Below are 15,224 nucleotides of genomic sequence, written 5' to 3'. Positions count from 1 at the left end.
TTTACGGCTTCTGAAAACCGTATTTCGTCAGGATAGCCTGACTTTGCGGCAAGAACAAAAAGGCGATAAAGCGTTTGGCTTCTTCAGCATTGCTGCTGGCCTTGATTTTAGCAACAGGATAAGTGACAGGCATATCCAGCGCTACATCCATGACCACTTTGACCTTGTCCTTCATGATGGCAGCATCTGTGGCATAGACAAAACCACTCTCGACTTCGCCACGGGCAACATAGTCCAGCGACTGGCGCACGTTCTGGGTATAGATGGCCTTGGCTTCCAGCGCAGGCCAGAGTTTTGCAGCCGTCAGCGCATGCTGGGTATAGCGCCCGACTGGCACGCTGGCTGGGTTGCCAATGGCAATACGCTTGACGCCAGCCTGGTTCAGGTCTTCCAGGCGCTTGATGGACAAGGTACTGTCTACGGGCGCAATCAGCACCAGGGTATTTTTAACGAAATCACGGCGGTCGGCAGGAATCACCAGTCCCTGCTTTTGCGCTTCATCCATGCTCTCCTGATCTGCCGAGGCAAACACATCAACCGGTGCGCCTTTGGCAATTTGTTGCAAGAGCGCACCGGACGCACCAAAGTTCAGCGAGACCTTGGCTTCAGGATATTGCGACTGATAATTTTGTGCGATTTCCTTGAAGGCATTGGTCAGGCTGGCAGCGGCAGAGACTGTGACTTCTGCGGCAAGGCTGGCAGCAGAAATTGTGCAGAAAGCAATGCTGGCAATGAGTTTGCCCATGGTCTTGATTTGCATGAGGTATCCAGAAGAATAAGTGTCGAACAAGAAGCGTAATATACACTTATATATAGCGACTGAGAAATAAGCAGATTTGAATACTTGATATGCGTCACGAAAATACTCAATTCCTGACATCTCTGCGCAAAAGTCATGCAATTCCATGAGGTGTGGGCAAAACCGCAAGAGTTTACAAAATTGTCTTTTGGGCAAAAATCTGAATCTTAGCGACTGCCTGCCTCTCCCGACAGGGTATTCGCGATTGCCATCTTAAGGGTCACTAGTGGGTAATACTGGCTTTGGATGGCAGCTTTGTGCCAGAGCGACATTGCTCAACAATGGCTTGCCATGAACCAAGTCATGGTTTTTGAACTGAAGCAATGCACTGTCTGACTAATGAAGCCTGATCACTGTTCTTTCTTTATATCCAGTTTATCCAAAACAAAACCAGGCACTGGAACAGGTTTGCTCTTTCTTCCAGTGCTAAAAAAAGCATTCGTATCAGAGGAACTGGATTCCCGATAAATCGCTATACCGCCGATATCATCTCCAACTTCAAAAAGCCTGTCAAAAAAACTGGCTGGAATTTTTCCTGCACTGTGTTTCTCTATCAAACCAAAAATTCTTTTACTCTCATTAACGAGGAACTCATTGTCATCACTTAACAGAGAATGCAATACGACAACCGTCACCTTGCCAGGATCTGGCTTCAGTAAGGTCTTGTTATTCCCGAGCATAAATAAAAGCGCACATTCTCTGGCACAAACTCCTTTGACCGCCGTATTCAATTTCATTCCGTCAAACAGGTTCACCAATCTATCCAATTGATTGATGTTTTTGCTCTTCATGCCATAACAATTGCGAAACTCTATCGTTTTAATATTGGGCAGTGTCGAAATTTCCGATTCAATTTTCAAGACTTTTTCATCATCAAGAATGCCGTCAATCACATAGGCTTCATCTGCAAACGCCACAGGAATTTGAAATGCAAGCGCAATTAAAAAAATAATGTTCAATATTCTGATTAAAAACATGTCTTCGTCATTCTATCGTTATGCCAAGTTTATCTATCGTGTAAGGCGAAAGAGGGACGAGGCCAGCGCCATACTTTTCCTGAAAAAAAATCTGCCCACCCGTTTTTTTGATATCCCTGAAAACCAAAACACCGCCAAATCGATCTTTTACTTTGTACATCCAATCCAGGACTTTTAAGTCTGGGGAATCCGGGTTATTACGTAAAATTTCAAGAATGATTTCCTGCGTAGAGTTAATGTCAGTCTCATCATTAAATATATAAGCAACTGGATGAAAATGAAGAAATGTTTTTCCCCCTTCATTCGCGGCTAAAAAGATTTTTTTCTTTCCAAATAAAAAAATAGCAGCGCAAGCAGAAGAGCAATTGCCTTTAACGTAGGTAGGCAATTGATGTCGCACGATTAATTCACCATATTGTTTGATAAGAAGTGGGGCCCAGTCAGAAGCACCGTTTGAATCATGCAATTCTATGCCCGGGACATTTCCGGCATTCACCGCAGACTGAAAATGATTGAAACTGTCTTGCGTGATTGGGCCTGTATGAATGAAATTTTTTTCTATGGATTCAGCCAGGCAATTCGGTGCGACGAATACGCCAGAATAAACAGCGAATATGCCTAAAATGTGATTAAAAAATTTCATGTATTATTTTTTCGTACGTAGCAATATGCACCCTGCACAAGCAAAGCTATTGACTCATTTTCTTATTTTTTTTGATCCTGTTTTGTTCTAATCCAAGGATGAAAATTGTCCTTTTGCATTATCCAACTCAGCCATCAGATCGTCTGCGCTTATCCTGACATCATCCAGATTTGCTATATTTTCCCACGACTCGTCGTAAGCTATCTCAGCAACGAAGATGGGCAAACCAAGTTTTTCAAGTCCATTAACGAGCAGCCTGATATTTCGATCGACTTCCACATGATCATTTAAAAATAGTTCTGCGGTATAGAACAAACCTGCTTTACCGGCAGCAAGCCTTTTCTCTATCGATATTAACGAAATACCCGTCACGCCTCTTATTAACTTAATAGCATCAATATTGTGGCATGGTTCAGCAATTGAAATTGATATCCTGGACATAAATATTTCTGGAATTCTTCAATAAAATCGGATTAAGTAGCCTGCTAGAGAAAAATTGCTGGTATATAAACCACACGTAAATTCTAATCTCAGGTTGCATGAGCAAAATCAAACACTGCATATTTTCGCAAAATACACGAGAGCAGGACTTGCCTGCCTTCTTGAGCCAGATAGATATCCTCCCGCCTGTCACCACGATGCGTGACACAACGCACCGGCAAATTCTAATCGTAGAGGTCTGTTTATGATTTCAACATAACATTTTTAAGTAAATACATGAAAGCAAGGCCTCGGCTTTCGACATTGCACGACACACCTGTGTTTTTAAAACCTGATAAGCACCGGATCAAATCTGTCTTTCCATACATCTCGTCGCGGACAAAAATACCTATAATTTAATTTCCTTTTTTTCGTCAGAGCAAGGACAATAAGCGGCCTTGATGTAGCCACTCGCACTAGATTCTGAATAGTCGTTTATTCCCTCCACTCTATTTTTTGTTTATGCTCACATGTCCAAAATGCGCCTATCAGCGGCAAGCTGAAGAACAGGCTCCTGAATGGCAATGCCCCTCCTGTGGGATCGCTTACATCAAGATGATGTCGGTCCAGTCAAATCAGACACCTGCCGTGCGGCAGAAAATGAATAGAACGAGCACGGCATCTGGAAAGGCAGCGAATGAGAATAAATCACTGAAATTCTTGGGGAGTGTTCTATTGGTGATGATCATCGCCGGGGGAGTTTGGAAGTATAAGCATCGATCAATACCCGTTACCACCGCCCCTCATTCAGCCCAACTCGAGCAGGCCAGGAAGCATATAAATCAGCAACGTTATGATTTGGCACTACCCGTTTTGACAAAATTGGCCGAACAGGGCGAGGTCAAGGCTTATCTCTATCTTGGGATTGTGCACCAGTCGTCCATACAGTTTCCTGGTGTGAATGGCAAGTATATTGCTGCCGATCCTGTGAAAGCAGAATACTGGTTTGAAAAGGCTGCTCAGAGCGGAGATTTACCCGCACAGTTGCTGCTCGCCAGAAAATACAGCAGGAGTGCGAAACCTGCAGAAGCCGCTAAATGGTATGAAGCCGCTGCGGCGCAAAATGACCCGGATGCACAATACCATATGGGCTTGCTGGCCGAAGTGACCGACGAACGACGTCCGGAAGATTATATTCCGCCTGACAACTGGGCTGAGTACAAATCTCAAATTGATCAGGGGATAGCTCCAACTCGCGTTCGAGGAAAAGACTTGGCGCAACATGATTATACAGGTGCTGCCAAATGGTACGCCATGGCTGCCAGTCAAGGGAGCGGTGGCGCTCTGTTCCGTTTGGGAAAGTTGTACATGAATGGCCAGGGCGTTACACCTAATAAAGTTACAGCCTATGCATTATTCGTCCTGTCTGGCCAGAAACACAAGGAAGACCCTTCGATAGGCGGCGCATTCTGGGCGGACGAATACAGAGATAAGGTAGGAGAGACTTTATCCGATGCCGAAAAAAATCAGGCCCAGCAACTGGCTATCTCAATCAAAAATGGTTCTGCCATACCGCTTTGATTAAGTGAGGGCCAGGGTAGTATGCCTGAGCGTGTCTTTGATGTGTGTAAGACCGCCCCTTTTTTGTTCATGCTACAAGTTGCTCAGCGCCCCATGACGACTGAAGCGCGAATGGTACAGGTGTTAAAAAAGCGCAAGGATTTGCATCCATGCGCTTTTTATCTGTTACCGGCACTGAAGTATCAACGACCGCGTGTATCTTCCTCAGCCAGCATGGCTTTTTTCAGGCTGCGGTCTACCGGGGATTCACCCAGCCAGATGCGCAGCAAGGCATTGTAGAAAGCGAGATCCGGGTAAGGATCGCCCATCTTTTTGCCATTCAGTGCCACTACCGTGCCAACACCGGGTATCCAGTCATTGGTCATGACATCGCCTTTTTTAAGTTCAGGCACGGAGGCAAACAATTCACCGAAACGGATGAATTGCATGGTCATCTTGGATTTTTCTGCCTTGTCAGTATTTTGTTGAATACCGGTCATGAAGCCACGGCCGAATTCTTCATTGCTGAGGTCGCGCAGCATGACGATAGTCACGCGACGTGGACCTTGTGATGCCAGTACTTCTGGTACTGTGGTCTTTTTCTCTTTCAGATACAGTCCCGCTGCATAGACTTTGAAAATGGCCTTGTAACGTATGCCTGCACCATTGAGTTTTAACTCAGTACCGGCAACTTGTATGCTTTCATCGAATTTAATACCAGCTACTTCTGTGGCTCCAGCCTGCATCGTCATGCACAAGGCCAGCGCCAGTCCTGCCAGACGCTTTACGGTTGTATTCAATTGCATTTGTCTCCCCTTTTATTTTAATACCACTTGTAAACTACTCGCCTTCGCTTTGGGTTACGTAGGCCGCAGCACTAGCTTACCTGAATTTCAGACCTGGGGCTGTCGGGTTTTTTCAGGTATTGCCGGTTCGAAATAAACTCGTCAAATTCCTCTATGGGGATGGGCTTGCAGAACAGATAACCCTGATAGGCCAGACAGCCGGCTTGCAGTAAAAACTCGCGCTGCTGTTCGGTTTCTACGCCCTCGGCAATGACATTCAAGTCCAGGCTGCCGCCCAGGCTGATGATGGTACGGACGATGTTGGCATTATTCACGTCATCTGGCAGATTATGGACAAAGCTGCGGTCTATCTTGAGCTGGGTCAGTGGCAGGCGCTGCAAGTAAGACAGGGACGAGTAACCGGTACCGAAATCATCCATGGAAAAACCGACACCCAGTTTTTTAATGGCGTGCATTTTTTCGATGACAATGCTGACATCTTCCAGCACCACGCTTTCTGTCAATTCCAGTTTCAGCAAGATAGGGTTGGCACCAGTCTCATGCAGGATACGTGTGACATCTTCGACAAAGCCAGTGTGGCGGAACTGGCGGGCGCTGACATTCACGGCCAGTTGCATGCCGGATTTGACAGGGTCGCTGGCCCAGACTGCAATTTGCTTGCAGGCGGTTTCCAGTACCCACAGACCTATGGGCAGGATGAGACCAGTCTCTTCTGCCAGGGGGATGAAATCCAGCGGTGACACCAGTCCACGGCCAGGATGCCGCCAGCGTAGCAAGACTTCTGCCCCTATAGGGTCACCAAGTGCGCTGACCTGCAATTGATAATGCAGGATGAATTGCTGGTGCATGAGGGCATGGCGCAAATCGGTTTCCATGGCGGTTCGGAATTCCAGCGCCGCCTGCATGCTGGGATCAAAGAAGCGCACATTATTCTTGCCCATGGCCTTGGCCTGGTACATGGCCATGTCGGCGCGACGCAATAATTCATCGATGCCTACTGCTTCTACCCCAAACATGGTGATGCCTATGCTGCCCGAGCTTTCATAATCGATATGGCCGAGGTTAATGGTCTGGCTCAGGGTCAGGCGAATTTTTTCAGCCACATGCTCGGCCAGGCTGGCGGCATGTTGCAAGTCTTCATGCAAGCCTTCGAGCAAGACTACAAATTCATCGCCACCGGTACGCGAAACGGTATCGTCTGCGCGCACGCAGGCATGGATGCGCTTGCCTATCTGAGTCAGCAGCATGTCGCCCATATTGTGGCCCTGGGTATCATTCAGGGTCTTGAAGTTGTCCAGGTCTATCATCAGGATGGCGCCATAACGCTGGTGCCTGCGGCTCATGGCCAGGGCACGTGCCAGCCTGTCAAGCAAGAGGCGACGATTTGGCAAACCCGTCAGCGGGTCAAAGAAAGCCAGTTGATGGATTTTCTCTTCCGAGACCTTGTGCTCGGTAATATCGTTGAAAGAACCTACATAATTGGTCACGCTGCCATCCTTGCCCAGGACGGCGGAGATGACCAGGCGTTCTGAATAAATCTCGCCATTCTTGCGGCGATTCCACAGTTCGCCCTGCCAGCGATGATTACGACGTATTTCGTCCCACATCTGGGTATAAAAAGCTTCATCATGACGGCCTGATTGCAAGAGCCGCATGCTCTCGCCTACGGCCTCGCTGGCTTCATAACCGGTGATGCGGGTAAAGGCTTTATTGACACGCAATATCTGCAGGCGGGCATCGGTAATGAGTATGCCTTCTTCAGTCTCAAAGGCCATGGCGGCAATTTCCAGCTCTTTGTCTGCCAGTTTCTTGTCGGTGATATCGCGCAGCAAAGCCACATATTGCTGTAGCTGGCCAAGCTGGTCGTACACTGGCGTCAGCAATAATTCCAGCCAGAGTTGCTGCCCGTTTTCAACGGGGCGAGCATATTCCAGTGTCAGCGGTTTTTTGTCGGTCGCCTCTTCTGCCAGCATGGCAGCCACTTCAGGTGCAAACAAATCTGCGAGCTGTTTTTCATATAAGGCATCCTGGACATAACCACTCAGATGGCAGGCCGCCTGGTTGACGTAATTGATATGGCCATCACTGGCGGCGATCATCACGCCTTGCGAAGTGGCGCTCAGGGCTTCATTGCGCAGGCGCAGCAAAGCCTCCCTCTCGCGCAGGTTCTGGGCATTCAGCTCACGCTGTCTTTGTCTGACGATGGATTGGTAACTGATGATCCAGACCATCAGGCACACCACCAGGCCAAAGACTTCTATGAATCTTGATAATCTGGTGGTGCCCTGCCAGCCATTCAGCGGCACTGCTGCCAGCTCCCAGCTGCCACCTGGCAACATGATGCTCTGGGTAACGGCGTCGCTGCCAAACAGGCTACCATCGCCAAGAAAGACTTCACCATTGCTACCCTTGGCATCGCGCCCGCGTATGGCCAGCTTGATTTCCTTTTGCATCTGGGCGACACCGGCTTGTTCCAGCAGCGCCTCGTAGTTGACCACCATGGCTATAGAACCAAGGAAATCATCGCGGCTCTCATGTTGATATACGGGGATACGCACGACCAGCCCCACCCCACCCTGCACCAGGGTCAGCGGCCCGGCAATTTGTATATTGCGCTCTTCCATCATGCGTTGATAGACCGGCCATTGCTGTGGCAGCTTGCGATAATCAGCACCGAGGACTTTTTCATTACCCTTATACGGGTAGACATAGCTGACGACAGTGCCTTTGACCAGGACCAGGTTACGAATGCTGGGATTGGCGTTGGCCACTTCTGCTGCCAGCACCTTGAATTCCTGCTCAGACAAATCCGGCTTGGTGGCAAAGGTCACGGCCAGGACCCTTGCGGCAGAAATATTGGAGGTTAGTCCTGTGCCCAGTTTGGCACGCAAGACCACGAGCTTTTCGATGATCTCGACTTTTTGCTTCTGGATAGCCAGCTCGCGCTCGTTATTGTCAACAGCCCAGAAACCAAAAAACACAATCAATGCAGCTCCCAGCGCAAATAATCTGGGATATCTGGATGACATGCCTATGTATGATTTATCCATCAAGGCCCTAGGTGTACTGGAATATGTCCTGAAATACGTTTTGAAATAGGCGTGAGACGGCTTTCAAATGCTGACCGGCGTCCGGCCTGATATCTTCCTGCACTTACACAAAACAAGGGGATAGCTGCATCTCACAATAGTATCAGAATGCTACCGTAATCCATTGCGGAATATGACAGAATTCAGCACTTGAGACATAACAAACACATTCTATCCCCGCCAACAACAAAAAAGCCTGCCAAGGTAGATTGGCAGGCTTTGGTGTTGGATTAAACCGACTTATTCAAAAAACTTCTTGACCTTGTCCATCCATGTTTTGCTTTGCGGATTGTGCTTGGGTCCACCTTCTACCGTCAGCTTTTCAAAGTCGCGCAAGAGTTCTTTTTGCTTTTCTGTCAGCTTCACCGGTGTTTCGATGACAACGTGGCAGAACAGATCACCGGCATAACCGGAACGCACACCCTTGACGCCCTTGCTGCGCAGACGGAAAGTCTTGCCAGACTGCGTGCCTTCAGGCACGGTGAAAGATGCCTTGCCGCTCAGGGTAGGCACTTCGATGTCGCCACCGAGCGCTGCCTTGACAAAGGAAATCGGGATTTCGCAATGCAGGTCATCACCTTCACGCTGGAATACCGGATGCTGCTTGATATGGATTTCCACATACAAGTCACCTGGCGGGCCACCGTTGACGCCCGGTTCACCATTGCCGGATGAGCGTATGCGCATGCCGTCGTCAATACCTGCCGGTATCTTGACTTCCAGAGTCTTGTTACGCTTGATACGGCCAACGCCGGAGCAGGCAGTACAAGGGTCAGGAATCATCTTGCCTGTGCCATGACATTTAGGGCAAGTCTGCTGTATGCTGAACAAGCCTTGCTGCATGCGTACCTGGCCGTGGCCAGCGCAAGTGGTACAGGTAACAGGTGAAGTACCTGGCTTGGCACCAGAGCCATGGCAGGTATCGCAAGAATCCCAGCTAGGTACGCGGATGGTGGTATCGAAACCGTTGGCAGCCTGTTCCAGCGTGATTTCCAGGTTATAGCGCAAATCAGCACCACGATACACTTGCGGGCCTGCATTGCGACGGCCACCGCCAAAAATATCACCAAAAATATCGCCAAAGGCATCGGCAAAACCACCTGCACCGCCACCACCGCCGCCACCCATATTAGGGTCGACACCGGCATGACCATAACGGTCATAGGCATCGCGCTTCTGGCTGTCGGAAAGCATCTCGTAAGCCTCTTTGGCTTCCTTGAATTTCTCTTCGGCGACCTTGTTATCCGGATTACGGTCCGGATGGTACTTCATCGCCATTTTGCGATAGGCCTTTTTGATTTCATCTTCGGTGGCGTTTTTGCCTAACCCCAGAATCTCGTAAAAATCACGCTTCGCCATCTCTTGTTAACCTCAGTATTGTTCTTGAACTTAAGTGAAAACTTAAGCATCAAACTTAAGAACCTGATTACGATCTTACTGCGCGTGCGTGATCAGGGTTCATGCGCTGCTCAAAATGCTCATGTACTTAAGTACATTCCGCTTTTTGCGCTGCTCTTCCCCCTGCTAACGCGCGCTCGCTACAGATCGTAAACAGGTTCGAAGCGCAAACGCCGGGCCGGCACCGCAAAGCGAGCCACCCGGCGCGTCATGACGGGCGCAAACCCGTCAAACTAGGCATTACTTGTTGTCTTTGACTTCTTTGAAGTCAGCGTCAACAACATCATCATCTGCAGGTTTGGCATCTGCACCGGCAGCGCCTGCACCACCAGCAGCAGCGCCTGCAGCCGCTTGTTGTGCCTGCATGTCGGCGTAGACTTTTTCACCCAGCTTTTGTGATGCTGTGGACAATGCGCCCAGCTTGGTGTCGATCTCAGCCTTGTCACCGGATTTCAATACATCTTCCAGTTCCTTGATGGCGGCTTCGATCTTCTCTTTTTCGCCAGCTTCCAGTTTGTCGCCATGCTCAGCCAGCGCTTTTTTGGTGGAGTGCACCAGAGCGTCGCCCTGATTGCGAGACTCGGCCAGTTCCTTGACCTTTTTGTCTTCTTCCGCGTTCAGTTCAGCGTCTTTCACCATTTTCTGGATTTCATCTTCGGTCAAACCAGAGTTGGCCTTGATGGTGATCTTGTTTTCTTTGCCAGTGGCTTTGTCTTTTGCACCTACGTGCAAGATACCATTGGCGTCGATGTCAAAAGTCACTTCAATCTGTGGCGTGCCACGTGCTGCTGGTGGAATACCTTCCAGGTTGAATTCGCCCAGGCCTTTATTGCCAGCAGCGATTTCGCGCTCACCCTGATAAACCTTGATCGTCACTGCAGGCTGGTTGTCGTCTGCAGTAGAGAACACCTGGCTGAACTTGGTCGGGATAGTCGTATTTTTCTGGATCATCTTGGTCATGACGCCGCCCAGGGTTTCGATACCCAGGGACAAAGGTGTCACGTCCAGCAACAACAGATCTTTACGATCACCAGACAGAACAGAACCTTGAATCGCTGCACCAACGGCAACGGCTTCATCAGGGTTCACGTCTTTACGTGGTTCTTTACCGAAGAATTCCTTGACCACGTCCTGCACTTTAGGCATACGTGTCATACCACCAACGAGGATGATGTCGTCGATGTCAGTTGTTTTCACGCCTGCATCCTTGATCGCCATGCGGCAAGGCTCGATGGTTTTCTGGATCAGTTCTTCAACCAGGGCTTCCAGCTTGGCACGTGTGATTTTCAGGTTCAAATGCACAGGTGCGCCATTTGCCATGGCGATGTAAGGCTCGTTGATCTCGGTTTGTTGCGAGCTCGACAATTCGATTTTTGCGCGTTCGGCAGATGCCTTGATACGCTGCAAAGCGATAGGGTCTTTGGACAAGTCGAGACCATTGATCTTTTTGAATTCGTCGATGATGTAATCGATGATGCGTTGATCGAAATCTTCACCACCGAGGAAAGTATCGCCGTTGGTGGACAATACTTCGAATTGCATTTCGCCATCTACGTCAGCGATTTCAATGATGGAGACGTCGAAAGTACCGCCACCCAGATCATATACAGCAATCTTGCGATCGCCTTTTTCTTTTTTGTCCAGACCAAAGGCCAGCGCAGCAGCAGTTGGTTCATTGATGATGCGTTTGACATCCAGACCGGCGATACGGCCAGCGTCTTTGGTTGCCTGACGTTGTGCATCATTAAAGTAAGCAGGAACAGTGATGACTGCTTCTGTCACTTCTTCACCGAGGTAGTCCTCGGCGGTTTTTTTCATTTTGCGCAAAACTTCTGCAGAGATTTGCGGAGGAGCCAGTTTTTTGTCGCGCACGGAAACCCATGCATCGCCATTGTCAGCTTTGGAAATGGAATAAGGCATCAGACCGATGTCTTTTTGCACTTCTTTTTCTTCGAACTTACGACCGATCAGGCGTTTCACCGCGAACAGTGTGTTCTTGGGATTTGTTACAGCCTGGCGCTTGGCAGATGCGCCAACGAGGATTTCGCCGTCTTCTTGATACGCAATAATGGAAGGCGTAGTACGCGCACCTTCTGCATTTTCGATCACTTTCGGCTGGCCGCCTTCCATGATAGCAACGCAAGAATTGGTTGTACCCAAATCAATACCAATCATTTTTCCCATGATAATTCCCTTAGAATGTAGATTTTTTTGTCAATGTTGGTGAGTCAGTGCGCTTTATTGGTTGAAATTGGCTGCAACAAACTCGTCTGTTTCGGATATATGGTAAAAAACACGCTTTTCAAGCCACTTTTTGCGCGTTTTTTACACTTTTCTTACTTTCCTTGCGCTACAGTCACTAAAGCCGGACGCAATAAACGGTCGGCAATGGTATAACCTTTTTGCAATACAGTCACCACTGTATTGGCTTCTTGCTCGGCAGGTACCATGGAGATGGCTTGATGCTTCATAGGATCAAGCTTGTCACCCTGGACCGGGTTCACTTCAGTAAGGCGATTTTTTTCAAATGCTGCACTGAGTTGTTTCAATGTCATTTCCACGCCTTCTTTCAGCGCTTCTATGGATGGTGTATCAATCTTCAGGGCCATTTCCAGGCTATCCTTGACTGGCACCATGGCTTCGGCAAAGCCTTCAATCGCAAACTTATGCGCTTTGCTGATATCTTCCTGGGCGCGGCGGCGGATGTTTTCCCCCTCGGCCTTGGCGCGCATGAAGGAATCTTGCAGTTCTCGCACTGTTGCTTCAAGCTTGGCGATGACTTGCTCGGCAGTGTCTTGTGCAGGTGCTGCCTGCGGCGCTTCTGGTGCAGAGGTCTGCACTGTTTCACCCTGAACAATACTGTCCAGTTGAACTTCCGGCGCGGCTTCTTTTATTTCTACCTTTTCCGCTTGCTGGTTTTCTTGCTCTTGCATACTTACTCTCCCGATCAAAAACATACATTGCCCCTGCAATTGGGGATATACCCTTACGATTTCAAGGCTTTATCTTAAAAAATCCTGAACTTCCCTGATTTGCGGCAATCTGGGGGCACATAAAGATACATTCAAGGTACAAATAAACACATCTCGTAACAAAACTAAAACAATTCATTACTGGCATATGGCAAAGCGCGTCCTAAAATAATGTCAAGGACACCACCAAATAAGGTTGCCATCATGAAACTCTCTCTGATCTCTTTACTCTTGCTCGCCTACACTGTTGCCACCGTTGCATGGATATGCCTGTCGCAAAGTAATGTCATGGCCTCCTGAGTTGAGGGCATGCGGCCAAATTGCAATACTTACAAGATCAATATCCGTTTTTGATCTTGCGCTGCGCCTGCCTGCTCTTGCAGTGCAGGCAAGTTTTGCTCATGTATAGAATCTACTGGCATAGGTTTTTTACAAAAAAAACGCGAATTTATTGCCATCTTGCATCAAATAAACACATAGTTTAAGCAGCCCCGTCAACGAAACTGGCCTCTTCTCAAGTAAAATCGCCTGTTGCGTACAATTCAGCGCAAATCAGAGATTTTTACAGGAGTGAGGCATGATTTTTGTCACAGGGGGCGCGGGTTTCATTGGTGCCAATTTTGTTCTGGACTGGCTGGCCCAGTCAGATGAGTCTGTCCTCAATTACGACAAACTGACCTACGCTGGCAATTTGAATAATCTGGCTAGCCTGAATAATGATGCACGTCATGTTTTTGTCAAAGGTGACATCAATGACAGTGCACATCTGTGCGGCTTGTTTTTTGAATATCAACCCAGAGCCATCATCCATTTCGCGGCAGAAAGCCATGTAGACCGCTCGATTGTTGGCCCGGCAGCTTTTGTCACTACCAATGTGAATGGCACTTTCAGCCTGCTGGAAGCCGCACGCACTTACTGGCAAAGCCTGGAAGGCGAAGATAAAGAAAACTTCCGTTTCCTGCATATCTCTACCGATGAAGTCTATGGCACGCTGGCAGCAGACGATGCGGCATTTAGCGAAACCACGGCATATGCGCCAAACAGCCCTTACTCTGCGACCAAGGCGGCATCTGACCATCTGGTGCGGGCTTACCACCATACCTATGGCTTGCCGGTGCTGACGACCAATTGTTCCAACAATTATGGTCCTTACCATTTCCCTGAAAAACTCATCCCCCTGATGATTACCAATGCCCGCGCTGGCAAAGACTTGCCTGTCTATGGCGATGGCCTGCAAGTGCGTGACTGGCTGTATGTCAAGGACCATTGCTCGGCCATACGCCGGGTACTGGAAGCAGGCAGGCTGGGGGAAACCTATAATGTTGGTGGCTGGAATGAGCAAACCAATCTGAGTGTCGTGCATACCCTGTGTGAACTGCTGGATGAATTGCAACCCAAGGCCCAGGGCAGCTACAAGGACCAGATCAAACATATCACCGACAGACCCGGCCACGACCGCCGTTATGCTATTGATGCCCGCAAGATAGAGAAAGAACTGGGCTGGAAGCCACAAGAAACTTTCACTACCGGTCTCAGAAAAACCGTGGAATGGTATCTGGCCAATGATGAATGGACCAAACAGGTACAGTCGGGCGAATACCTGAAATGGGTAGCACTGCAATATGAAGATGAGGAAGAAGCATGAGCAGTCAGGTCAGTAAAAACATGAGCAATACATCCGCACGCAAGGGCATCATCCTGGCTGGTGGTTCAGGCACGCGCCTGTATCCTGTGACCCAGGCTATCTCCAAGCAATTGCTGCCTGTCTATGACAAACCCATGATTTATTACCCGCTGACCTCGCTGATGCTGGCGGGGATACGCGATATCCTCATCATTTCCACACCACAGGATACGCCGCGCTTCGCCGAGCTGCTGGGCAATGGCAATCAATGGGGCATACAAATCACTTATGCCGTGCAGCCCTCGCCTGATGGCCTGGCCCAGGCTTTTATCATAGGTAAGGAATTTGTTGGCAACGCCAATACTGCCCTGATACTTGGCGACAATATTTATTATGGCAATGATTTTGAATCGCAATTGCGTCAGGCGGATGCGCAGCAAGAAGGCGCCACCGTATTTGCCTATCATGTGCAAGATCCTGAGCGTTATGGCGTCGTTGAATTTGATGACAAACGCCATGCCATCAGCATAGAAGAAAAACCGCAGCAGCCAAAATCCAATTATGCCGTCACTGGCCTGTATTTCTATGACAATCAGGTTTGTGATATCGCGGCGAATATCAGGCCATCGGCGCGTGGTGAGCTGGAAATCACCGATGTCAATAATGAATACCTGAAGCAGGGCAAACTGGATGTGCAATTAATGGGCAGGGGCATGGCCTGGCTGGATACCGGCACCCATGAATCCCTGCTGGAAGCTGGCCAGTTCATCGCCACCATAGAAAAACGCCAGGGCCTGAAAGTTGCCTGCCCTGAAGAAATTGCCTACCGCCGTCATTACATCAGTGATGCCGAGCTGGAAAAACTGGCACAGCCGCTCAAGAAAAATGAGTATGGCCAGTATCTGCTGCAACTATTGAACAAGAAAGCGTATTGAT

The 15,224-nt window shown here is 48.8% G+C and carries 12 protein-coding genes; 3 read left to right on the top strand and 9 right to left on the bottom strand.

Annotated features, from left to right (window positions below; genetic code table 11):
• Position 1: 1 nt before the first annotated feature.
• The 4 genes from modA to DFR42_RS16390 form a co-directional block, all read right to left on the bottom strand.
• On the bottom strand, positions 2-760 hold the full coding sequence (modA, locus tag DFR42_RS16405; protein WP_110256091.1) for a molybdate ABC transporter substrate-binding protein: 759 nt from the start codon (positions 758-760) through the stop codon (positions 2-4).
• 389 nt (positions 761-1,149) lie between these two features.
• A complete protein-coding gene (locus DFR42_RS16400) occupies positions 1,150-1,776 on the bottom strand; it encodes a hypothetical protein (RefSeq protein ID WP_110256090.1) in 627 nt (208 codons plus the stop codon).
• Positions 1,777-1,783: 7 nt separating this feature from the next.
• A complete protein-coding gene (locus DFR42_RS16395; RefSeq protein ID WP_110256089.1) occupies positions 1,784-2,419 on the bottom strand; it encodes a hypothetical protein in 636 nt (211 codons plus the stop codon).
• Positions 2,420-2,506: 87 nt separating this feature from the next.
• Entirely contained in the window at positions 2,507-2,860 is a 354-nt protein-coding gene (locus tag DFR42_RS16390) for a hypothetical protein (protein WP_110256088.1), read from the bottom strand.
• Positions 2,861-3,361: 501 nt separating this feature from the next.
• Between DFR42_RS16390 and DFR42_RS16385 the strand changes: the two genes are divergently transcribed.
• Positions 3,362-4,420, top strand: coding sequence for a tetratricopeptide repeat protein (locus tag DFR42_RS16385; RefSeq protein ID WP_110256087.1), 1,059 nt, complete (start codon positions 3,362-3,364; stop codon positions 4,418-4,420).
• Positions 4,421-4,602: 182 nt separating this feature from the next.
• Here DFR42_RS16385 and DFR42_RS16380 read toward each other — a convergent pair whose 3' ends face one another.
• The 5 genes from DFR42_RS16380 to grpE form a co-directional block, all read right to left on the bottom strand.
• Positions 4,603-5,205, bottom strand: coding sequence for a chalcone isomerase family protein (locus DFR42_RS16380; protein WP_110256086.1), 603 nt, complete (start codon positions 5,203-5,205; stop codon positions 4,603-4,605).
• A gap of 71 nt (positions 5,206-5,276) precedes the next feature.
• Positions 5,277-8,255, bottom strand: a complete 2,979-nt coding sequence (locus DFR42_RS16375) for an EAL domain-containing protein (RefSeq protein WP_110256085.1) — start codon at positions 8,253-8,255, stop codon at positions 5,277-5,279.
• A gap of 279 nt (positions 8,256-8,534) precedes the next feature.
• A complete protein-coding gene (gene dnaJ, locus DFR42_RS16370; RefSeq protein ID WP_110256084.1) occupies positions 8,535-9,653 on the bottom strand; it encodes a molecular chaperone DnaJ in 1,119 nt (372 codons plus the stop codon).
• A gap of 279 nt (positions 9,654-9,932) precedes the next feature.
• Entirely contained in the window at positions 9,933-11,876 is a 1,944-nt protein-coding gene (gene dnaK / locus DFR42_RS16365) for a molecular chaperone DnaK (protein WP_110256083.1), read from the bottom strand.
• Between the two features lie 152 nt (positions 11,877-12,028).
• The gene (gene grpE, locus DFR42_RS16360; protein WP_110256082.1) at positions 12,029-12,625 is read right to left on the bottom strand and encodes a nucleotide exchange factor GrpE; all 597 of its coding nucleotides are present in this window, start codon (positions 12,623-12,625) and stop codon (positions 12,029-12,031) included.
• Between the two features lie 616 nt (positions 12,626-13,241).
• Between grpE and rfbB the strand changes: the two genes are divergently transcribed.
• Positions 13,242-14,309, top strand: coding sequence for a dTDP-glucose 4,6-dehydratase (rfbB, locus tag DFR42_RS16355; RefSeq protein WP_110256081.1), 1,068 nt, complete (start codon positions 13,242-13,244; stop codon positions 14,307-14,309).
• Entirely contained in the window at positions 14,306-15,223 is a 918-nt protein-coding gene (rfbA, locus tag DFR42_RS16350) for a glucose-1-phosphate thymidylyltransferase RfbA (RefSeq protein ID WP_245936994.1), read from the top strand. The genes rfbB and rfbA overlap by 4 nt, the downstream gene beginning before the upstream one ends.
• The last annotated feature ends 1 nt before the right edge of the window (position 15,224 follow it).

The organism is Undibacterium pigrum, assembly GCF_003201815.1.
GTDB classification, from domain to species: Bacteria; Pseudomonadota; Gammaproteobacteria; order Burkholderiales; family Burkholderiaceae_D; genus Undibacterium; species Undibacterium pigrum.
The sequence above is the reverse complement of the archived record's forward strand: the minus strand, read 5'-3'. Positions and strand labels throughout refer to the sequence as shown.